This is a genomic window from Pseudomonas piscis (assembly GCF_009380155.1).
In the GTDB taxonomy this organism is placed as follows: Bacteria; Pseudomonadota; Gammaproteobacteria; order Pseudomonadales; family Pseudomonadaceae; genus Aquipseudomonas; species Aquipseudomonas piscis.
The window spans coordinates 317,480-338,667 of record NZ_WHUV01000005.1 but is presented as its reverse complement, the minus strand read 5'-3'; the positions used below and the strand labels follow the sequence as shown (position 1 = coordinate 338,667).

The window sequence follows — 21,188 nt, the reverse complement described above, 5'->3', positions numbered from 1 at the left end:
TCTAATAAGTACAAGATGAGGATCGATCATGAACGTCAGGATTTCCCATACCGCCAGCGCCCAGCAGTTCCTCGAGGAAGCCAGCGGCCAGTTCACCGAAGGCGGTAGCCCGCGGGCCAAGGCCCTCATGCACCGCATCCTGCGGGATACGGTGAGCATCATCGAAGACCTGCAAGTGACCCCCGAGGAGTTCTGGAAGGCGGTCAACTACCTCAATGTCCTGGGTGCTCGCCAGGAGGCCGGCCTGCTGGCCGCGGGCCTGGGCCTGGAGCATTACCTGGACTTGCTGATGGATGCCGCCGACGAGCAGGCCGGCAAGAGCGGCGGTACTCCACGGACCATCGAAGGCCCGCTGTACGTGGCTGGCGCGCCCCTGAGCCAGGGCGAGGCGCGGCTGGACGATGGCATCGATCCTGGCGTCGTGCTGTTCATGCGGGGCCAGGTCCGCAACACCGCCGGCCAACCGTTGGCCGGCGCCGTCGTCGACGTCTGGCATGCCAACACCGGCGGCACCTATTCCTACTTCGACGGCAGCCAGTCGGAATTCAACCTGCGCCGGCGCATCGTCACCGATGCCGAGGGCCGCTATCGTTTTCGCAGCATCGTGCCGTCGGGCTACGGTTGTCCGCCGGATGGCCCGACCCAACAACTGCTGGATCAGTTGGGGCGCCATGGCCAGCGTCCGGCGCATATCCACTTCTTCATCAGCGCAGACGATCATCGCCACCTGACCACCCAGATCAACCTGGATGGCGACCAGTACCTGCACGACGATTTCGCCTACGCCACCCGCGACGAGCTGATCGCCCAGATCACCTTCAGCGAAGACCAGGCCCGAGCCAAGGCGCTGGGTGTCAGTGGGCGCTTCGCCGAGATCGACTTCGACTTCACCCTGCAATCCTCGGCCCAGCCTGAGGAACAGCAGCGCAACGAGCGGGTCCGCGCCCTGGAGGATTGAACCGCCGGCCATGCCTGGTCTGGCCACGGAGCACCGACCCAGGTGCCCGTGACCTTTGCCGTTGTGCCTGCCCGATGTGCCTGGGTGACGGGCCTGAACGCAGGCCCGAGAAGAACCATCAGAGTGAGTCGATCATGCAGATGCCTCTGTTGAGCCAGTGCAGCAGCGTGTTTGTTCAAGCCGATCCTTATGCCGTATCCGGTTACGTCAACCAGCACGTGGGCAGCCATTGCATCCGCCTGCCCCGGGCCGGCCATCCCCAGGCCAGCCTCCAGCACCGGACCCTGGCCAGCCTGGATCTGTGCAGCATTAGCTATGGCGGCAGTGTGCGCGTCACCTCGCCGGCCCTGGAAAGCATCTACCACCTGCAAGTGTTGCTTCACGGCCATTGCCTGTGGCGCGGTCCAGGCCAGGAGCATTGCTTCGCCCCGGGGGAACTGCTGCTGATCAACCCCGATGACCCGGTGGACCTGACCTATTCCGAGGACTGCGAAAAATTCATCATCAAGATTCCCACCCGCCTGCTGGAAAACGCCTGCCAGGAGCAGCGTTGGCAGTACCCAAGGCAGGGCGTGCGCTTTCTCCAGTCGCGTCATCGGCTGCAGGACCTGGAGGGCTTCGTGCCCTTGCTGAGCCTGTTGTGCCAGGAGGCCGAAGCCCGGCAAACCCTGCCCAAGGTCCAGGCGCATTACGCACAGATCCTGGCGGGCAAACTGCTGGGGCTGATGCAGACCAACGTGCAGCGTGATGCCCTGGGCGCCTCGGCGGCGACCTTCGAGCGGATTGCCGACTATATCGAGCGCAACCTCAAGCACGACATCGGCTGCGAGGAACTGGCGCAACAGGCGCGCATGAGCCTGCGCTCGCTGTATGGCCTGTTCGAGCGTAACGCCCGCACCACGCCGAAGAACTACATCCGCCAGCAGAAGCTGCAACGGATACACGCCTGCCTCAGCGACCCGCAAAGTCCGGTGCGCAACGTCACCGAGCTGGCCCTGGATTTCGGCTTCCTGCACCTGGGGCGCTTCGCCCAAAGCTACCGCCAGCAATACGGCGAATTGCCCTCCGATACCCTCAAGCGTCGCCACTGAGCCTCCGCCTCTCGGCCCATCGGCTCTAGCCGCTGCCGAGCCTGCGGGGCTGCGCAAAGGTCCGCAGGACCTTGCCTGGCGATCTCCAGCCGAACCAGCACCAGCCTCAAGGTCGCAGCCGCTCCAGGGCCTTTGCAGAAAACGGATACAGGTCTGCAGGCAATGGATATTGCCCACGGCAACTGCGCCCTAGCATGGCCCTGCCTGAATAAAAACAATGGAGGCACCAGCCATGTCCCTGCGACCCGAATACCTGCATTCCCTGCTTGAAGAGGACCCCGACCAGGGCGTCTACCGCTGCAAGCGGGAGATGTTCACTGACCCCCGGCTGTTCGACCTGGAGATGCAGCACCTCTTCGAAGGCAACTGGCTGTACCTGGCCCACGAGAGCCAGATTCCCAACCCCAACGACTACTACAGCACCACCATGGGCCGGCAATCGGTGTTCATCGCCCGCAACAAACACGGCGAACTCAATGCCTTCCTCAACGCCTGCAGTCATCGCGGGGCCATGCTCTGCCGACACAAGACCGGCAACAAGGCGTCCTTCACCTGTCCGTTCCACGGCTGGACGTTCAACAACTCCGGCAAGTTGCTCAAGGTCAAGGATCCGGCCGCCGCGGGTTATCCGGCCAGCTTCAACTGCGAAGGCTCCCACGACCTGACCCAGGTCGCGCGCTTCGAGTCCTATCGCGGCTTCCTGTTCGCCAGCCTCAACCCCGACGTGCTGCCCCTGGTCGAACACCTGGGGGAGTCGGCGAAGATCATCGACATGATCGTCGACCAGTCCGCCGATGGCCTGGAAGTGCTGCGCGGCTCCTCCAGCTATATCTATGAAGGCAATTGGAAGCTCACCGCCGAGAACGGCGCCGACGGCTACCACGTCAGTTCGGTGCACTGGAACTACGCCGCCACCCAGAACCAGCGCAAGCAGCGCGAGGCCGGGGAAGACATCCGCACCATGAGTGCCGGCACCTGGGCCAGGCAGGGCGGGGGTTTCTACTCCTTCGACAAAGGCCACATGCTGCTCTGGACCCGCTGGTCCAACCCCGAGGATCGTCCGTTGTACGAACGTCGCGATGAGCTGGCCCGGGATTTCGGCCAGGCCCGGGCCGACTGGATGATCGAGAATTCGCGCAACCTGTGCCTGTACCCCAACGTCTACCTGATGGACCAGTTCAGCTCGCAGATCCGCATTGCCCGGCCGATCTGCGTGGACCGCACCGAAATCACCATCTACTGCATTGCTCCCAGGGGTGAGAGCGACGAAGCCCGGGCCCGGCGCATCCGCCAGTACGAGGACTTCTTCAATGTCAGCGGCATGGCCACCCCGGACGATCTGGAGGAGTTCCGCTCCTGCCAACTGGGCTACCAGGGCAGCACCACGGCCTGGAACGACATGTCTCGCGGCGCCGAGCATTGGGTCCGGGGCGCGGACGACGCAGCCAAAGAAATCGACCTGCAACCGATTCTCAGTGGCGTGCGCACCGAGGACGAAGGGCTGTTCGTGATGCAGCACAAGTATTGGCAGCAGACCCTGCTGGCGGTCCTTGAGCGTGAGGCGTCACGGCAGATCGACGTGGAGGCGCTGCAATGACTATTTCCTACGACGCCGTGCGCGATTTCCTGTACCGCGAAGCCCGCTACCTGGACGACAAGGACTGGGACCGCTGGCTGGAGCTCTACGCCCCGGACGCCACCTTCTGGATGCCGTCCTGGGATGACAGCGACCAGTTGACCGAAGACCCGCAACGGGAAATCTCGCTGATCTGGTACGGCAACCGCAGCGGCCTGGAAGACCGGGTGTTCCGCATCAAGACCGAGCGCTCCAGCGCCAGCATTCCCGACACCCGCACCTCCCACAACCTGAGCAATATCGAGCTGCTGGAGCAGGGCGCCGGCCAGTGCCAGCTGCGCTTCAACTGGCACACCCTGAGCTTTCGCTACAAGACCGTGGACAGCTACTTCGGCAGCAGCTTCTACACCCTCGACCTGCGAGGGGAGAACCCGCTTATCCAGACCAAGAAAGTCATCCTGAAGAACGACTACGTTCGCCAGGTCGTCGATATCTACCACCTCTGAGGCGACTGCCATGAGCCATCAAATCGCACTCAATTTCGAAGACGGCGTGACCCGTTTTATCACTGCCCATGCCAATGAGACCGTGGCCGATGCCGCCTACCGCCAGGGCATCAATATTCCCCTGGACTGCCGCGACGGCGCCTGCGGCACCTGCAAGTGCCTGGCCGAAGCCGGGCGCTATGAATTGGGGGAGGACTACATCGACGATGCCCTGAGCGCCGCCGAGGCCGAGCAGGGTTTTGTCCTCACCTGCCAGATGCGCGCGCTGGGCGACTGCGTGGTGCGGGTGCCGGCCTCGTCCCAGGTCTGCCGCGCCGCGCAGGCCACCTTCCAGGCCAGCATCAGCGCGGTGCGCCAGCTGTCCGATAGCACCATCGCTCTGTCGATCAAGGGCGAGTCCTTGAGCCAGCTGGCGTTCCTGCCGGGGCAGTACGTCAACCTCGGGGTGCCCGGGAGCCAGCAGACCCGGGCCTATTCCTTCAGCTCCCTGCAGCGCGATGGCGAGGTCAGCTTCCTGATCCGCAATGTGCCCGGTGGCCTGATGAGCAGCTTCCTCACCAGCCTCGCCAAATCCGGCGACAGCATGACCCTGGCCGGGCCCCTGGGCAGCTTCTACCTGCGGGACATCCGCCGGCCCTTGTTGTTGCTGGCCGGTGGCACCGGGCTGGCGCCGTTCACCGCGATGCTGGAGAAGATCGCCGAGCAGGGCAGTGAGTACCCTTTGCACCTGATTTATGGGGTGACCAATGATTTGGACCTGGTGGCGCTGGATCGCCTGGAGGACTTTGCCAGGCGCATCCCCCAGTTCAGCTTCAGCGCCTGCGTGGCCAATCCCCAGAGCCAGTACCCGCACAAGGGCTACGTGACCCAGCATATCCAGCCGGCGCACCTGAACCAGGGGGATGTGGACGTGTACCTGTGCGGGCCGCCACCGATGGTCGAGGCGGTGAGCCAGTTCATTCGCGAACAAGGCATTGCCCCGGCGAATTTCTATTATGAGAAATTCGCCGCCAGTGTGGCGTGAGCCCCCATCACCTTCATTCCTACGCTGCTGTCGAGGTCCCCATGAACCGCTTTCACAACCAAGTTGCCCTGGTCACCGGCGCCGCCCAGGGCATCGGTCGTCGTGTCGCCGAACGCCTGGCCGAGGAGGGCGCCCGCGTGGTGCTGGTGGATCGCTCGGAGCTGGTCTTCGAACTGGCCGCCGAACTCAGCCCCCGCTACCCGGTCCTGGCCCTGACCGCCGATCTGGAGCAATACGCCGAATGCAGCCGGATCATGGCCGCCGCCATCGCCCACTTCGGTCGCCTCGATGTGCTGGTCAACAACGTCGGCGGCACGATCTGGGCCAAGCCCTTCGAGCACTACCAGCCGCAGGAGATCGAGGCTGAGGTGCGTCGCTCATTGTTCCCGACCCTGTGGTGCTGCCACGCTGCCTTGCCGCAGATGCTGGAACAGGGGCGTGGCGCCATCGTCAACGTTTCGTCCATCGCCACCCGTAGCCTCAACCGCGTGCCCTACGGCGCGGCCAAGGGCGGGATCAACGCACTCACCGCATGCCTGGCCTTCGAAAGCGCCGGCCGTGGTGTGCGGGTCAACGCCACCGCGCCGGGGGGCACCGAGGCGCCGCCACGACGTATCCCGCGCAACAGCGCCGAGCCGAGCCCCGAGGAGCAGGCCTGGTACCAGCAGATCGTCGAGCAGACCCTCGACAGCAGCCTGATGCACCGCTACGGCAGCGTCGATGAACAGGCGGCGGCGATTCTGTTCCTGGCCAGCGACGAAGCCTCCTACATCACTGGCACGGTGCTGCCGGTGGGCGGCGGCGACCTGGGCTGAGTCGGCTGGCTGAGCCGCGGGTGTGTTGGCCAGGCTTGAGCATGAGGGCGGCACGGCCGTCCGGCTGTTGGATGCTGTTCACACCTGGCGGTGAGCGCTACTAAGGCAAGCGCAAACTCGGCAATGCCGCCTTGCCCTGGGCCGATAGCATCGGCGCCAACTGTTCCCAGGTGAAGCTCAGCTCATTGTCGCAACCATCACCATAGGCGGGCGTCGAGAGCTGCAAGCCCTGGGTGTCGAAGCTCAGATCGAAGGTCGAGTAGCTGCTGACGGCCGGGCAGCCTTCGTCCACGGAGGTCTGTTTCTCCAGCCAGGCGGCGAACCCCGGCGCCAGCTTCACCTGGCCGGAGTAGGGGTCGTGCCACTGCTGGCGCCCGCCTACCCAGGTCCAGGGGTCGATGCGTTCGCCCGTCTTCAGGTTCCAGCTGTGCAGGCCCCAACTGATACCGTTGCGTCCCATGCCGGCGGTCCAGCGATAGAACTTGACGGTGATCCATTGCGACGACCAGTACTGGGGCTCGACGCTGATTTCGCTGGTGTAGCCGGAGCCGTTGCGCCCCAGGTACTCGCGGCGCTCGCTGAAGAACTCCTCCTGGCCTTCGGGGCTGATGGCCAGACGTTCCAGCTGTTGATTGATCTTCTTCAACGCCGGGGCATCGCCCTCCAGCCTGAGGCTGACCTGGGCGCCCTGGGTCCTGAGCTGATAGCGGTGTCCTTCGAATTCTTTCCTCTGCACCTTCACCGGTAGCGGCGCGGCCTCCAGCGGCCCGTTGTAGGCATCGCCGCCACAGCCTTCGGTGCTGGTGCGCGTCAGTGCCAGAGGCAATGGCGTGTCGCCCGGGGCCTTGCTCCAGGTGCCGCTCAGGCGATCGCCCTGGGGCGCGTCGAGCTGCCAATACCCGGTCTGGCCGTCTTCGATCCAGGGCTCGCCGGCCTGTGCCTGGGTCAGCTGGATCGGCGTGACGAAACGCTGGTAGTAGTAGCTGCCGTTGCTATTGGGAGCCGCGTTGAAGCAGGCGGTAATCGAGTGCTTCCCCAGGGTGCCTTTCCAGACTCCGGCAAGGTCGGTGGAGGCGGCGCCGGCGTAGGCAGAAGCACCGGTCAGGGCCAGGATGGCGAGGGGTTTGAGCATGGGGGCGGACTTCCAGTTGTCTGACAGGAGCGCATCATAACGGATGCACGCGTTGGGCTTGGCATGCACCTTGGATGCCTGCCTGGCTGATCATTTTCCTGTCATATCGACCGCTTGGTTCAGTGGTGCGGCGCGGATCGCCAGCGCTGCCGTGGCGCATTTAATTAATCTTGTGAAAGAAAAATAATTCTGTTTGTTGAATTTATGGCTGACCGCTGTTACAAAATCCACCGAGGCTCACCCGCGGGCGTTGGACAAGCGGGTTTCTCGCTCAACCCAATGAACTGGCCGCAGCCAGGTGCTCGAGGCAAACATGGACGAAACGCTTCCCCTGTTCCACCAAGACCCCTACCTCAAGCAAGCGCAATGTACTGTCGAGCGGCTCGAACGCGACGATTCGGGCTTGCCTTTTGCGGTGCTCAGCGCAACGGTTTTCTACCCCCAGGGTGGTGGGCAACTGGGCGATCGGGGGCTGCTGCATGTGGCGGGTCAGGAGGTGGATGGTGTCGAGCGGGTGCTGCAAGTGGTCGGCACCCGGAAGAAGGATCGGCAGATCCGCCATTACCTGGACATCGATGACCAGGCGTTCGAACTGTTGCAGCAATGCCTGAGCGGAGCGGCGGCCGTCGCGACCCTGACCTGGCCGCTGCGCTATCGGCAGATGCGTATCCATTCGGCAATGCACCTGATGCACTGCATGCTCGAGCGAACCCTTGGGCGTTCCTTGTCACCCCCGATCCGTTCGCCCTTGAGTGACGAGGGTGGGGAAAATCAATATGAATTCGTCGACGAGTTCGATGAAGCGAGCCTGCAGCGGGCAGCCGATGCCTTGAACGCGTTCTGTGCTGCGGGTCATGAAATAACAACGCAAGCCGACGCCAGCCAAGGTCAGGGATATCGTTGGTGGCGATGCGGGCAGTGGTCGATCCCCTGTGGTGGCGTGCATGTCGGCAATACCCAGGAGATAGGCGAGGCGTCCGCCAGTATGAAAGTCCGGAAAAACACCACTCGAGTGGCGGTTATCCTATCCGCGGAGGTTCGATAGTTGACGCAGCACAAACAGGCCTTCGGGGCATTCCTCAGCCAATTGCGCATCGAAAGGGGCCACCTGAAGATTTCCACTTTTCTTGCAGAAGTGAATCTCCCTTTTTCCGCCAATTACTACCGTGATGTCGAGTCGGGAAGAAAGCACCTGAGCAATGACGCCGCCGTCGAGCTGCATGACTGTCTTGGCATCGATCCAGCCAGCAAGTCGAGCTTCGATTACTACTGGCACTACTTTCGCGACCTGTTGCCGGTCCAGGTGCACGAGATGCTGTTCGGCAAGGGTGTGGAGGTCACGGACCTGCCTGCCCGGCTGGAGCTGCGCGAGCATGATTCGAGGATCTTGCGCCGCGCCTTGAGCTTGAGCCGCTACGAGCGCGAATTCATCGTGACCCAGGAAATCATCGCGGCGTTCAACGAGCAGTTCGAACTGCTGCCGTTGATGACCTATCTGTACATGGTGGACAGCGCCTCGGTAGCTGAAGTCCGGTTGGTCTGCCAGCAGCTGGGCCTTGCTTACGATCAGCGAACCGAAGCCTTCCTGGCCCTGGTCGCCAAGGAGCGCAGCACCCCGCAGGCGCCCTTCGTGCGGCACGCCCCCACGCTGAGGATGCCAAGGACGGCCGAGGCCCTGGCGCTCAAGGACCGCTTCCTGCGCGCCGAGATCGATCGCTCGTTGTCCAAGCCCGAGCAAAGCGAATATTTCGATGTGTCCGGGTCGTTCAAGTACAGCTCGATGGTGACGCTCAGGGATGCGGAGATCGAACAGATCCAGGACCGCCTGGTCGAGCTGTTCTCGCTGATAGAAGTGCACAACAAATCCGCGGGGCAGCTGGAAGATCCCGGTGCCCAACCCTACTTCTTCGGGCTGGTGGTGTCTGGTCGTCCGGAGTATGACGGGCGGGCGGGGCGGCCGAAGAACAAACCCAGGGGCGCAAGCGAGGCATGATCGCAGCAGCGGCTTTGCGGTTGCACTGGACAGGCACCGCCGGGGCGAGGCAGCCGAACCGGGACCCGGGTCGCCGGCTCGGCAGCAGAACAACCAGGGCGGCGTCAGGGCCTGTCCTGGGCAATGGCATAGGGCAGGTCGATCGGCGGTGCATCCGGCAGTTGGCGCGAGGACGCCAACATCAGGTAACCGACGATCTGCGCCGAGCTCAGCTCGATATGCAGCATCCCCTCATCCCCGAACCACTCGTTGGGCCAGAAGATCAGGTCCGAGGCATTGGCCTCGGGGAAGTTGGTTTCCAAGAGGACCAGGGCGTAGTCCGTATCAGACTCCGTGCCTGAGCACTGGCAGATGAAATCCGCCAGCGCGCAGGCCTCTTCGAAGCTCAAGTCGTCTACGTACTTTTCCTGGTGAAAGGCCGTACGCAGGAAGTTCGCCTCGCTGGTATGGCTGTGCATATCGCGGAACTCGTGAAACTCGAAAGCCCGGCTGGCATAGCCGTTCCATTGCTGGATCAACGCACCGATATCGGCGTTTTCCCGTTCCTGGTTGTCCCAGATCCTGTCGAGGATCTGCTTGAGCAGATCCTTCATCAGCGCGCGGATCTTTGGTGTCGCTGGTATTGGTTTGAGCCGGTCCGGCATGGCCATGTCTTGCTCCTGTCAGGCATGTTCGCCACCCGCTCCGGGTGGTGCCGCAGGATAAGCGCTTCAGGCTGCTGGCTGAAGCGCTGGCTTGAATTGCAGCAATGCGCGCAGCCCGCCTTCGGGGCGGTTATGCAGGTCCAGGCGACAGCCGATCTTGCCGGCGATCATCTGCACGATGGCCAACCCCAGCCCGGCCCCCTGGGCGTTGCCCTGGCTGTAGAAACGCTCCAGCAGTCGTTCGCGATGTTGCTCGTCGATGCCGGGGCCGGCGTCCTCGACGCTCAGCTGGATAGCGCCATCGGCCTGGAGATGTACGCCGACCCGTACCTCGCTGCCCACGGGGGAGAAGTTCAAGGCGTTGGTCAAAAGGTTCTGCAAGGCAATGGCCAGGGCCGCCGGGTCGGTTTCTAGCTGGCAATCCTCGGAGCCTTCGAGTACCAGTTCGACCTCCTTCTCCAGGGCCAGGGGCGCCAGCTCCGCGAGTTCCTCGCGAACCAGCGCACAGAGGTCGATCCGGCTCATGCGTGGGCTGAGCAGGTGCGGTTCGATGCGGGCCATGGTCAGCAACTGGCTGGCGATGCGGGTGGCTCGATCCACGCCACTGACGAGGAAGTCCAAAGCCTCGCCTTGCTGTTGCGGGCTGCTGGCTTGCTGAGCGTTTTGCGCATGAATCCGCAGGACCGCCAAGGGCGTGCGCAGCTCATGGGCGGCGTCGGCGATAAAGCGCCGCTCGCGCTCCAGCAGGCTATCGATCTGTGCCAGTAGCTGGTTCAGGGCCGTCTGCATCGGTTCCAGGTCCTGGGGCAGGGGGTTGAGCGCCAGGGGCTGGAGGGTTTCGGCGTTGCGCCCGCGAATGGCCTGGGCCATGGCCCGCAGTGGCGCCAGGCCCCAGCCGATGGCCAGCCAGGTCAGCAAGACCAGCAGCGGCACGCCGATCAGGGTTGGCCACAGGGTATGACGGACGATGCGCTGGATCAGGTCCTGGCGGATATCGTCGCGTTCGCCGACCCAGATCAGCAGGCCCTGCTGCGGGTCGGCCAGGAGAAAGGCGCACCAGTCCTTGCCGTTCTCCTGGAGGTCATGACCGCCCAAGGCCTCAGGGGGAGCGGCCAGTACCGGGGCTTCGGCGGAGCGCACCAGCAACTGGCCGTCGTCGCGCCAGACCTGGAAGGTCAGGCGGGTTTCATAAGGGTGGGCGGCGCCATCCACGCCGACCCGGCTCATGGCCTGGTCGAAGGCCTGGTACAGGCGTTCCCAGTCGGCATTGCCCGGCTCTTGCGAGCGCAAGACCCCTTGCAGCAGTCGCGCGCTCTGGGCCAGCTGGGCGTCGTAGACCTCTTCGATTTCATGATGGCTGTCACGCAGCACCAGCCAGCTGATCAGCACATCCCCCAGCAGCACCAGCACCAGCAACGGCAGCAGGATTCGAGTGCGTACCGAGTTCATGGCTTGAGCTCCAGCACGTAGCCGATGCCGCGCACGGTGCGGATCAGCTCGGCGCACAGTTTCTTGCGCAGGTTGTGGATCAGCACCTCCAGGGTGTTGCTCTCGACCCGGTCCTGCCAGCCGTACAGCGCCCGGGACAGGCGCTCGCGGGTCACCACCTTGCCCGGCCGGGCCATCAACTGGTGCAGCAGTTGGTACTCCATGGGCGTCAGCACGATCTCCGTTGCCTGGTAGTGCACTTGTTGGCTCGCCGGGTCCAGGCGAATGCCGGCGTGCTCCAGCAATGGCTGGGCTCGTCCCTGGCTGCGACGCAACAGGGCGCGGACCCTAGCCTTCAATTCATCGACGTCGAAGGGCTTGACCAGATAGTCGTCGGCGCCTGCATCCAGACCGGCAATCCGCTCGGCCGTGCCGTCGCGGGCGGTGAGGATCAGCACTGGCAGGTCCTGCTGGGCCGCGCGCAGTCGCTGCAACAGTTCCAGGCCATCCAGGCGTGGCAGGCCCAGGTCCAGCAGCAACAGGTCGAAGCTTTCGCTGCGCAGCGCATGCAGGGCGCTGATGCCATCCTGCAGCCAGTCCAGGGTGTAGCCTTCGGCGCCCAGGGCGGTGCGGATGCCCTGGCCGAGGGCGCGATCATCTTCGACAAGCAGCAGGCGCATGGGCGGTCCTCGGTGGGCTGGTGGGGTTGGGCGGCGGGGTGCAAGTGGCGGCATGATGACGCCCGGCGCACGGCGGCGTCAGGGCTTTGACCGGGGGAAATGTTACGGCGCATTGCGACCTAAGCTTTCATTAAGCTTGGCCTTGCACAGTGGCCGCTCCCTGATCCCCGGAGTGGTTTCCCATGCGCAAGATCCTGCTGTTGTCCCTGCTCATCGCCAGCCCCCTGGCTGTCGCCGGCCCGCAATGCACCACCGCCGAACGCTCGCAATGGCAAGACCAGAAGGCCTTCCAGGAGCAGCTCAAGGCCCAGGGTTACCAGATCAGCAAATTCAAGGTCACCGACGGCAACTGCTACGAGATCTATGGCTTCGACAAGGACAAGCGCAAGGTCGAGATCTACCACGATCCGGTCACCGGCAAGGCGGTGAAGACCGAGATCAAGGGCTGATGCCAACGGCTTCCCTAGCACTGTGGGACCCTTTTGTGAGGCTGTTCCACCTGTCCATCGCCGGGGTCTTCATCGGCAACTACTTCTTCAATGAGGCCGGTGACGACTGGCATGTCTGGCTTGGCTACTACGCCATGGCCTGGCTGCTGTTGCGCACCTTGTGGGGATTCGTCGGGCCGCGCAGTGCGCGCTGGTCCGACTTCTGGCCGACTCGGGCGCGGCTGGCGGGGCATTTGCGTTCGCTGCTGGCTGGGCGCCCCGAGCATCGCCTGGGGCACTCCCCCCTTGGAGCCTTGGTGATGCTGCTGATGCTGCTGGCCCTGGTGCTGATCGGCATCAGCGGTTTCTTGATGCAGGAAGTCGATGCCCTGTGGGGCGCCGACTGGCCCTTGCTGGTGCACGAGACCAGCGCCGATATGTTGCTGGGGCTGGTGTTGCTGCACGTGTGTGCGGCGATTTTTGAAAGCTTCCAGGTACGCGACAACCTGCCGTTGTCGATGCTCACCGGCCGCCGCCGACCCTTGCCGAAACCGCCGCGGCACTGACGCCTTCCCCGGCTTGTAACTTGAATCTGCAACGGACTCCTGAATGCGTGCGCTGTCCTCTCGCTTGATCTTCATCTGCGGCAGTTTGCTGCTGGCGGCGATTTTCATCGCCGCCTGGCGCAGCCATCCGCCCCATCAATTGGCGCCGTTCGCCCAGGTTGTCACGGCCGGCCAGGCCAGCAGCGATAATGCCGGACCGCAGTACCAGAGCCGTTTCGTCTCCTCGGAACTGGATGACTTCGTGCATTCTTCGTCGGTCACCGCCTTGCCGGGGGGTGACCTGATGGCCGTGTGGTTCGCCGGCTCCCGCGAAGGCGCGGCCGATGTCCAGGTGCGCAGCGCACGCTTTGACGCCAAGAGCGGCGAGTGGGGCGCCGAGCAGGTGCTGGCCACCCGCGAATCGACCCGCTCCGGCACTGGGCGCTATATCCGCAAGCTGGGCAATCCGGTCATTGCCCTGGCCCCGGACCAGCGCCTGTGGATGTTCTACGTCTCGGTGTCGGTGGGCGGCTGGGCCACCAGCGCGATCAACGCCATGGTCTCCGATGACCTGGGGCGCAGCTGGTCGGCGCCACGCCAGCTGGTCACGTCGCCATTCTTCAACGTCAGCACCCTGGTCCGCGCCGCGCCGGTATTCCATGCCGATGGTGCCATCGGCCTGCCGGTGTACCACGAGTTCATGGGCAAGTTCGCCGAGTACCTGTATCTGAGCGCCGACGGCGAGGTGATCGATAAAATCCGCATCAGCCGTGGCAAGCACTCCCTGCAGCCGACCATCGTGCCGCTGGACGAGTGGCGCGCGGTGGCCATGTTGCGCTACGCCGGCGACACCCACCACAAGGTCCTGGCCAGTCGCACCGATGATGCCGGGCAGACTTGGAGCGAACCCTATCCGCTGCAACCGTCCAATCCCAACTCGTCCCTGGCGGCGGTGGGCACCGATGACCAGGGCCTGCTGGTGGCCCTCAACGACCTGCAGGATGGGCGTTTCAAACTCAGCTTGTACGGCACCGACGCCGGCCTCAGCCAATGGCGGCCCCTGGTGGAACTGGATCAGTCCCCCGACCCCCTGGGCCAGCCGTTTTCCCATGAGGCCTACAAGGAAATCATCGGCGAAGGTTTCCGCGCCTCCAGTGGCGCCCGGCGCCTGCCCCTGGAGCAGCGCTTCCTGAGTAACCTCGACTACCGGGTGTGCAAGCCCCAGGGCTGTGACTTCGAGTACGAATACCCTTACTTCAGCCGCGGGGCGGATGGCATGTATCACCTGGTCTATTCGTGGAACAACACCTTTATCAAGCACGTCAGCTTCAATGCGGCGTGGCTGGCGGAGCGCCTGTGATGATGTCCCTGTGGCAGGCCCACCTGAGTTTCATCCTGCTGGGCTTCGTACTGCTGAGCAGCCTGCGGGGCACTGTGCCCTGGCGACCCTGGCTGTTGCCGCTGCTGGCCCTGGCCAGCTTTATCCCGCTCGGCCAACTGCCGTTGGCGGCCTATGTGCGCAGTTACACCGACGACCTGGCCCTCAGTACCCTGGTGCTGCTGGCCTGGGTCAGCCTGCTTCGGCTCGGATTGGTGCCGGCGCTATCGCACCGGCACCGGGTCCAGCTCCTGCTGCTGTTTATCGGCCTGACCCTGAGCTTGTATCCCGCGACGCTGGGCCTGACCTACTTCGATCCATACCGCTGGGGCTACAACCCTCGACCGATGATCGCCCTGCTGGGCTGCGCGGCGTTGTGGCTGTTGTGGCAACGCAACCTGCTGGCAGTGGTGATGCTGGCGGCTGGCACCTTGGCCTTCGCCTTGCGGCTGAAGGCTTCCCAGAACTACTGGGACTACCTGATCGACCCGCTGCTGGCGGGCTACTGCCTGATTGCCGGCAGCGGCGGGCTGCTGCTGTGGCTGTGGCGCCGCTTCGCCCACCGCCGTCGCGGGCAGCCCCTTGCCGGGTAAACCAACAGGCCGCGCTGCGGCCTTCGACAACACAACACCGAGGTCAATGATGGGCGGGTTGCAATCACGCCGCCTGCGCTACGGCGTGGGCGCAATAGGTCTGGTATTCGGCTTGCTGGCACTGCTGCGGCTGCTGTTCGCCGTGGGGTTTTCCGGGGTGGACCTGAGCGCCGCCAACGAGCGCGAGGCGATCCTCCAGACTCTTGGCATCGGCCTGCGTTTCGACCTGCGCCTGACCCTGCTGATCCTGCTGCCCCTGGCGCTGCTGGCCTGGCTGCCGCGCTGGAACCTGCTGCGCCTGCCGGCCCTGCGCTGGCTGGCCCGGGCCTACCTGCTGCTGGCGCTAGGCGGAGTAGGGCTGCTGTACATCATCGACTTCGGCCACTACGCCTACCTGGGCGTACGCATCAACGCCACGGTGCTGCGCTACCTGGACGACGCGCAGATTTCCCGGCAAATGCTCTGGGAAAGCTACCCGGTCTTGTGGATCCTCCTCGCCTGGGGCGCCGTCCTGGCCCTGTGGTGCTACGCCTTGCTGCGCCTGGAGCGCCTGACCCTCGACCGCGCGGCCCAAGCCATTGGTCGTCTGCCCCTGGTCGGCGTCTGCACCCTGGGCATCGCTGCCGTGTTCCTCGCCTTACTGGGCCGGGTGGAAAACCTCAACCTGGAAAACCCCGTGCCCCTGCGCTGGAGCGATGCCTACTTCTCCGGCAACAGCCAGATCGCCGCCCTGGGCCTGAACCCCGTGCTGTTTTTCTACGACACCCTCAAGGCCGGCCAGGCCCAGTACGATGAGGCCCAAGTGCGCCAACACTACCCGGTCCTGGCCCGCTATCTCGGCGTCGACCACCCGGACCCGCAAAGCCTGGACTTCACCCGCCGGCAAGGCGTGCAGCCGTATCGCATCGACAGCGCGCGAGCGCCCAATGTCATCTTCGTCATGCTCGAATCCCTCGGCACCAGCGCCGTGGGTGCCTATGGCAACCCGCTCAATCCCACCCCCAACCTCGACCGCCTGGCCAGCCAGAGCTGGTTCTTCAGGCACTTCTACGTTCCGGTCACCGGCACCGCCAAGACCGTGTGGGCCAGCATCACCGGGGTGCCCGATGTCACTCGCCAGGAGACCGCTACCCGTCACCCGCTGATCACCCGCCAACACAGCCTGATCAATGCCTTCAGCGACTATCAGAAGCTCTACCTGATCGGCGGCAACGCCGGTTGGGCCAACATCAACGGCCTGATCCGCCAGAGCATCGACAACGTGCGCCTGTACGATGAAGGCCACTGGCAATCGCCATTGGTGGACGTCTGGGGTATCTCCGACCTCGACCTGTTCAAGGAAAGCGACCGCCTGCTGCGCGCCATCCCCAGGGACCAGCCGTTCTTCGCCTACCTGCAAACCTCCGGTAACCATCGCCCGTTCACCATCCCCAAGGACAACGACGGCTTCCAAGCCCAGGACCTGCCCCTGGAACAGGTGCAAGCCGCGGGCTCGCGCAGCCTTGCGCAATACAACGCCGTGCGCCTCTTGGACTTCAACATCGGCCGGCTGATGGAGATCGCCAAGGCAGGTGGTTATTACGACAACACCATCTTTGTGTTCTTCGGCGACCACAACACTCGCATCAGCCAGATCCCCCACATGGCCCCGGCGTTTGAACAGCTGGGGCTGGAGAGCAACAACGTGCCGCTGCTGATCCATGCGCCGAAAATGTTGCAACCCCGAGTGATCGAAGAAGCCGTCGGCCTGGCCGACCTGCTGCCCACAGTGGCCGGGATGGCAGGGATAGCGTTCACCAATGGCGCCATGGGGCGGGATATCCAGCAGCCTGCGCCGGAAGGGGAACGCGTGGTACCGCTGGTATTGAGAGAAGGGACCTTCCCGGTGATCGGCGGCGTGACCCAGGATTTTCTGTTGCAGATGCAGCACGACGGTACCGGTGCGACCTTGCATGACCTGGCCTCGAGCACCCCCCGTGAAAATGTGGCGCAAGAGCATCCGCAGGAATTTGAACGGTTGCTGGAATTGACGCGGGGGATGCATGAGGGCGCGCGGTTGATGTTGTATCGCAATGTGCGGTGAAGTTGTCCGGCTGATGTGGCTTGTCAGTTCAGGCGATAAGGGAAGGAGGGCGCCCCTGGCCTTATCTCCCGATTGTTTCTCGCGAATGAACTGCCGGAGGGTTCTTTGGCTGCCTGCCGGGCAATGATCCGGGTGCGGCAACAATGAGCTACGTCCTTGAGCCGATTTGTTATCCTGCGCGCCTTTTTCCCGAGTGCAAGGAACGCAAGCATGAGCCAGTCCTGGGCTAGCGCCACGCGAACATGTGTTGACCGGTGGCGTTGCCGGCCAGATCCGCGGCAATTGCTTCGCGGCCTCGCCTCAGCGCTCCTGCTGGGCCTGGCGCTCAGCAGCCCTGGTGCCAGCGCCGACCCCACCACCACCTACCGGGGCACCCTCGGCGACACCCCGGTCGAACTGGCCCTGACCTACGACTCCCAATACGGCGGCGGCATGTCCGGCTACTGGTTCAGCGAAGCCGATCGGTTGCCCATTCCCCTGGAGCTGACGCCGTTTCGCCAGGGCGAGGAGCTGTTGATCAATATCATGGACAACCCGACCCTGCCGGCCGCTGCCGTGTCGTTGCAGTCCTTCAGCGAAGGGGCTGATTCCCTGCAGGGTTCTTTTATCGATCTGCGCACCGGTGGGCAGCAGCCGTTGCAGTTGCAGCGGGTGATGCGCTTTGCCGGTAGCCGGCGCGAGGCATTCGACGGGGAGCTGTTGCAGCCGGCGCAGGACAAGGATTTCTATTTCCGCGTGCATGCCCTGCGCCATGCCGGGGAAGACACGGGCCGCGTGGACAATATCCGGATGCTGAGCCGCGCCACCGGCCAGGTGGTGCAGGAGGTGGCCGGGCAGTGGTGCCTGGCCGCTATCGGAACGCGAACCCTGGGTTTTGCGGATTTCGATGGGGATGGCACGGTGGACTTCCAGGTGCAGGGTTATGGCGTGAGCGGCCAAGGTGGCGGGGCGTCGTGCGCGCCGGCGCAATATTACCTGTATCACCCGGCGACCAAGGCCTACCTGCGCCATCCATTGCTGGAGCAGTTCGCGGTGGATGGCACCCTGCGTTTTGCGCCCGGTGGCCAGATGGAGTTCAGCAAACAGGACTTCATCGACTACGACAAACGCATCCGGCGTTGGGATTACTACCGAGTGATCAGCCCTGATCGGCTGGAGTACCGGTCATCTGGCGAGGAGCGTTTCTGATGGGGGCGGTCGCTGTTTTTCGTGGGCTGGCAGTGGTGTTGCTGTTGGCCTGGATGATGCCCGTGCAGGCGGCCCATGGGGTGTATACGGGGACGCTGGGCAAACAGGCCATTGTCTTGACCCTGGGCAATCAGAATGCGGTCTACCAGGGCACCTATGCCTACCAGCGCTATCGCACGCCGATCCGTCTCAAGCCGAGCTTCAGCTTCAGCAACAAGACGCTGGCCATGGATGAGTTGGACGAGCAGGGTTTGCCGGTGGCGCGCCTGCAGTTCGATGACCTGATGAACTCCCGCCAGCAGGAGCAGGTGCGCGGCACCTGGACCAGTTATCGCACGGGCAAGACCTTGCCGATTGCGCTGCAACTGGTGGGCCTGGTGGATTCGGACCGCTCCTGGCCGCAGCCGGTCACCACGCTGTTGCAGAGCGCTTCCACCAAGCTTTGGTATTTCCAGGTGCCGATGCAGGGCAGCGATCGACGGATCACGACGGTGGAGGTCATGCGCAAGTCCACTGGCAAACCCTTGCAGACCTTGGCGGTCAGTGCACCGGGGTGCCCGAACCTGGGAGTGGATACCTTGCAGTTGCGGGTCGAGGGGGAGCAATTGCGAATTGGCTTCAAGGACTGCAAGTTGCCGGGATTCCAGTGGAACCCCAACAGTGGGCGTTTCCAAGCGCAGCCTTGAGCCACCGTTCGCGGCCGCGCTGAAAAAGGTCGCGGCCGGGGCAGGCGATCCACCGTTCGCCTGCCCCGGCCAGCTGGCTCCTGCCCCTCAGGATTTCGTGGGTTGGAACCTGACCGGTTGTAGCGCGGCACGCTTGCGTACGGGCTTGACCATCAGCCCCAGCCCTCCACCGATCAGCAGGATCGCCGCCATGAAGTACATCGCGGCCTGGGTATTGCCCGTCACCTGGGTCAGCCAGCCCACCACGATGGTGCTGAAGAATCCCGCCACGTTGCCCAGGGTGTTGATCAGCGCCACGCCCGCGGCGGCTGCCGCGCCACCCACCACCGCCGTGGGCAGGCCCCAGAACACCGGCAGGCTGCTGATCATGGCAGCGGTACCGATGATCAAGCCGAACATGGCCAGCATCAGGTTGTCGCCAAAGAAAGTGCCGAACGCCACGCCCAGGGCGCCGATGCCGGCGCAGATCGCCAGGTGCCAGCGGTACTCGCCATGGCGGTCGGAGCTGCGGCCCACCAGCACCATGCTGATCGCGGCGGCGGCATAGGGCAGGGCGGTGAGTGCGCCAATGACCCAGGGCTGTTGTACACCGCTGTTGCGAATGATGGTGGGCAACCAGAAGCTGATGACGTATTGGCCCAGCACCAGGCAGAAGTACACGCCGCCCAGCAGCCAGATCTGCGGATGGAACAGGCCGTCACGCAGGCGGTGGCTGTGCTTTTGCGCGGCTTCGCGGTCGATGGCGGCTTGCATGCCCTGGCGCTCCTCTACGGTGAGCCAGTGGGCATCGGCGATGCGGTCGCGCAGGAGGAAGAACACCGCGGCGCCGAGGGCCACGGCGGGCAGGCCTTCGATCACGAACAGCCATTGCCAGCCGGCGTAGCCGGACACACCGTCGAGGTGTTGCAGGATCAGCCCGGAGATCAGCGAGCCGAACAGGCTGGAAATCGGCAGGGCCATGATGAACAGGGCCGTCATCACGCCCCGGCGACGGCTGGGAAACCAGATGGTGAGGTAGAAGATGATGCCGGGAAAGAAACCCGCCTCGGCGATGCCGATCAGCAGGCGCAGGACGTAGAAGGCCAGCGGTGTCTGGATGAACATCATGGCCGCCGACAACAGGCCCCAGGTGACCATGATGCGGGCGATCCAGCGCCGGGCGCCGAAGCGGTGCAGGGCGACGTTGCTGGGGATCTCGAACAGCAGGTAGCCGACGAAGAAGATCCCGGCGCCCAGGCCATACACCGCTTCGCTGAACTTGAGGTCGTCGAGCATCTGCAGCTTGGCGAAACCGACGTTGACCCGGTCCAGGTACGCCACCAGGTAACACAGGATCAGCAAGGGGATGATACGCCAGGCGGTCTTGCTATAGGCCAACTGCAAGGCGGCATCGTCGAGGGCCGTGGGCGGCTGTTGGGACTGGTTCATGGTGGGCCTCTTTATTTTTGTTGTGTGAGCGGCTGATGAAAAACGTGCCTCAGGGTTCGGGCAGCAGGCGGGTGGCCGGCCATTCGCCGGATCGACACATGTCGCGGACCAACTGCGCAATCAGGTCGGCGATGGTGCTGCGCAGGTTGCTCTCGGGCAGGGCGGCGCAGACGCAGATGCCCAGGGTTCGAAACACCTCCCTGGGGCTGATGGCATGGGCCACCAGCCGGCCTTCGGCGACTTCGCGCAGGGCCAGGTTCAGCGGCATGATGCTGGGGCCGACGCCGGCCTCCACCGCGCTCTTGAGGATGTGCACCGAGTTGACCTCCATGGCCACCGTGGCGGGCGGTAGCTGCAAGCGCTCCAGGGCCTGGTCGACGCAGGCCCGGGTGCTGTGGCTGTGGGCGCGGCTGGGAAACACCAGCGGCCGGGCCACGGCCTGGGCCAGGGTCACGGCCCCGGATGGCGGGGCATGGGGATCGTCGGCGCGATGGATCAGGTAGAAGTCCTCTTCGAGCAGCGGGCTGAAGCGCACCTGCGGGGGCAGGCCGAAGGGACTGAACAGGGCGATGTCGACCCGGCCCCGGACCAGTTGCTCCACCAGGTTGCCGGTGAGTTCTTCGTTCAGTTGCAGCTCGACCTTGGGATGGCGCCGGGCCACGGCCTGGATCAGCGGCAGGGCGACGATGCTGGCCACGCTCTGGGGCAGGGCCACGACGATGCTGCCGGTGAGCGCTCCGGGCTCGCTGCTGATGGCCGCACGGGCAGCGCGCAGGTGCTTGAGCAGGCCCTGGACATGTTCGTAGAACAGCCTGCCGGACTCATTGACGCTGATGCCGCTGTTGCTGCGCTGGAACAGCTGCACGCCGAGGTCGGCCTCCAGGGCCGCCATCTGCTTGCTCAGGGCCGATTGCGCCACGTGCACTTCCCGTGCGGCCCGGGACAGGCTGCCGGCATCGACCACGGCGACGAAGTACTTCAGCTGGCGGATTTCCATCGCAGCTCCTTGCGG

General features: G+C 64.2%; 22 protein-coding genes. 15 read left to right on the top strand and 7 right to left on the bottom strand.

The genetic code is table 11. From position 1 onward, the window contains the following. The first annotated feature begins 28 nt into the window (after positions 1–28). From catA to GDH07_RS26280, 6 genes are all read left to right on the top strand, one after another. On the top strand, positions 29–958 hold the full coding sequence (gene catA / locus GDH07_RS26305; protein ID WP_152899381.1) for a catechol 1,2-dioxygenase: 930 nt from the start codon (positions 29–31) through the stop codon (positions 956–958). A gap of 134 nt (positions 959–1,092) precedes the next feature. Further along, positions 1,093–2,049 carry an AraC family transcriptional regulator gene (locus GDH07_RS26300; protein ID WP_152899380.1) on the top strand — a complete coding sequence of 319 codons (957 nt, stop codon included), beginning with the start codon at positions 1,093–1,095 and terminating at the stop codon, positions 2,047–2,049. Between the two features lie 232 nt (positions 2,050–2,281). Continuing rightward, positions 2,282–3,646, top strand: coding sequence for a benzoate 1,2-dioxygenase large subunit (benA, locus tag GDH07_RS26295; protein WP_152899379.1), 1,365 nt, complete (start codon positions 2,282–2,284; stop codon positions 3,644–3,646). Then, positions 3,643–4,131: a benzoate 1,2-dioxygenase small subunit gene (benB, locus tag GDH07_RS26290; protein WP_053136570.1), complete on the top strand. Its 489-nt coding sequence runs from the start codon at positions 3,643–3,645 to the stop codon at positions 4,129–4,131. Before benA ends, benB begins: the two co-directional genes overlap by 4 nt. Before the next feature lie 10 nt (positions 4,132–4,141). Further along, entirely contained in the window at positions 4,142–5,155 is a 1,014-nt protein-coding gene (benC, locus tag GDH07_RS26285; protein WP_053136567.1) for a benzoate 1,2-dioxygenase electron transfer component BenC, read from the top strand. A 41-nt stretch (positions 5,156–5,196) separates the two neighbouring features. Continuing rightward, the gene (locus GDH07_RS26280) at positions 5,197–5,970 is read left to right on the top strand and encodes a 1,6-dihydroxycyclohexa-2,4-diene-1-carboxylate dehydrogenase (RefSeq protein ID WP_053136564.1); all 774 of its coding nucleotides are present in this window, start codon (positions 5,197–5,199) and stop codon (positions 5,968–5,970) included. A gap of 100 nt (positions 5,971–6,070) precedes the next feature. On the opposite strand, the gene GDH07_RS26275 is transcribed toward GDH07_RS26280, so the two are convergent. After that, positions 6,071–7,102, bottom strand: a complete 1,032-nt coding sequence (locus tag GDH07_RS26275) for a hypothetical protein (RefSeq protein WP_152899378.1) — start codon at positions 7,100–7,102, stop codon at positions 6,071–6,073. A gap of 90 nt (positions 7,103–7,192) precedes the next feature. Further along, a complete protein-coding gene (locus tag GDH07_RS32400) occupies positions 7,193–7,333 on the bottom strand; it encodes a hypothetical protein (protein WP_178124121.1) in 141 nt (46 codons plus the stop codon). An 82-nt stretch (positions 7,334–7,415) separates the two neighbouring features. Here GDH07_RS32400 and GDH07_RS26270 point away from each other — a divergent pair, with 82 nt between their 5' ends. Both GDH07_RS26270 and GDH07_RS26265 read left to right on the top strand, forming a co-directional pair. Further along, positions 7,416–8,147: an alanyl-tRNA editing protein gene (locus GDH07_RS26270; RefSeq protein ID WP_152899377.1), complete on the top strand. Its 732-nt coding sequence runs from the start codon at positions 7,416–7,418 to the stop codon at positions 8,145–8,147. Continuing rightward, positions 8,148–9,095: a hypothetical protein gene (locus tag GDH07_RS26265; protein ID WP_152899376.1), complete on the top strand. Its 948-nt coding sequence runs from the start codon at positions 8,148–8,150 to the stop codon at positions 9,093–9,095. Positions 9,096–9,199: 104 nt separating this feature from the next. Here the strand turns inward: GDH07_RS26265 and GDH07_RS26260 are convergent, their stop codons facing one another. The 3 genes from GDH07_RS26260 to GDH07_RS26250 are packed head-to-tail and all read right to left on the bottom strand — an operon-like array spanning position 9,200 to position 11,847. Beyond that, positions 9,200–9,745, bottom strand: coding sequence for a hypothetical protein (locus GDH07_RS26260; RefSeq protein ID WP_152899375.1), 546 nt, complete (start codon positions 9,743–9,745; stop codon positions 9,200–9,202). A 60-nt stretch (positions 9,746–9,805) separates the two neighbouring features. After that, positions 9,806–11,188, bottom strand: coding sequence for an ATP-binding protein (locus GDH07_RS26255; protein ID WP_152899374.1), 1,383 nt, complete (start codon positions 11,186–11,188; stop codon positions 9,806–9,808). Beyond that, positions 11,185–11,847 carry a response regulator gene (locus tag GDH07_RS26250; protein ID WP_152899373.1) on the bottom strand — a complete coding sequence of 221 codons (663 nt, stop codon included), beginning with the start codon at positions 11,845–11,847 and terminating at the stop codon, positions 11,185–11,187. Before GDH07_RS26250 ends, GDH07_RS26255 begins: the two co-directional genes overlap by 4 nt. 182 nt (positions 11,848–12,029) lie before the next feature. Between GDH07_RS26250 and GDH07_RS26245 the strand changes: the two genes are divergently transcribed. The 7 genes from GDH07_RS26245 (at position 12,030) to GDH07_RS26215 (ending at position 18,748) form a co-directional block, all read left to right on the top strand. Then, positions 12,030–12,296, top strand: coding sequence for a PepSY domain-containing protein (locus GDH07_RS26245; RefSeq protein WP_152899372.1), 267 nt, complete (start codon positions 12,030–12,032; stop codon positions 12,294–12,296). Further along, positions 12,296–12,841 (top strand): cytochrome b/b6 domain-containing protein, encoded by a 546-nt coding sequence (locus GDH07_RS26240; RefSeq protein ID WP_152899371.1) that lies wholly within the window; start codon positions 12,296–12,298, stop codon positions 12,839–12,841. Before GDH07_RS26245 ends, GDH07_RS26240 begins: the two co-directional genes overlap by 1 nt. 43 nt (positions 12,842–12,884) lie before the next feature. Continuing rightward, positions 12,885–14,180: a sialidase family protein gene (locus tag GDH07_RS26235; protein ID WP_152899370.1), complete on the top strand. Its 1,296-nt coding sequence runs from the start codon at positions 12,885–12,887 to the stop codon at positions 14,178–14,180. Then, on the top strand, positions 14,180–14,791 hold the full coding sequence (locus tag GDH07_RS26230) for a hypothetical protein (protein ID WP_152899369.1): 612 nt from the start codon (positions 14,180–14,182) through the stop codon (positions 14,789–14,791). Before GDH07_RS26235 ends, GDH07_RS26230 begins: the two co-directional genes overlap by 1 nt. Before the next feature lie 49 nt (positions 14,792–14,840). After that, positions 14,841–16,874 (top strand): LTA synthase family protein, encoded by a 2,034-nt coding sequence (locus tag GDH07_RS26225; protein ID WP_152899368.1) that lies wholly within the window; start codon positions 14,841–14,843, stop codon positions 16,872–16,874. Between the two features lie 282 nt (positions 16,875–17,156). After that, a complete protein-coding gene (locus GDH07_RS26220; protein WP_425502156.1) occupies positions 17,157–18,062 on the top strand; it encodes a hypothetical protein in 906 nt (301 codons plus the stop codon). Then, positions 18,062–18,748: a hypothetical protein gene (locus tag GDH07_RS26215; protein ID WP_152899366.1), complete on the top strand. Its 687-nt coding sequence runs from the start codon at positions 18,062–18,064 to the stop codon at positions 18,746–18,748. The genes GDH07_RS26220 and GDH07_RS26215 overlap by 1 nt, the downstream gene beginning before the upstream one ends. Before the next feature lie 87 nt (positions 18,749–18,835). Here GDH07_RS26215 and GDH07_RS26210 read toward each other — a convergent pair whose 3' ends face one another. Both GDH07_RS26210 and GDH07_RS26205 read right to left on the bottom strand, forming a co-directional pair. Next, a complete protein-coding gene (locus tag GDH07_RS26210) occupies positions 18,836–20,176 on the bottom strand; it encodes an MFS transporter (protein ID WP_152899365.1) in 1,341 nt (446 codons plus the stop codon). Positions 20,177–20,225: 49 nt separating this feature from the next. Continuing rightward, a complete protein-coding gene (locus GDH07_RS26205; RefSeq protein ID WP_152899364.1) occupies positions 20,226–21,173 on the bottom strand; it encodes a LysR family transcriptional regulator in 948 nt (315 codons plus the stop codon). Positions 21,174–21,188: the final 15 nt, after the last annotated feature.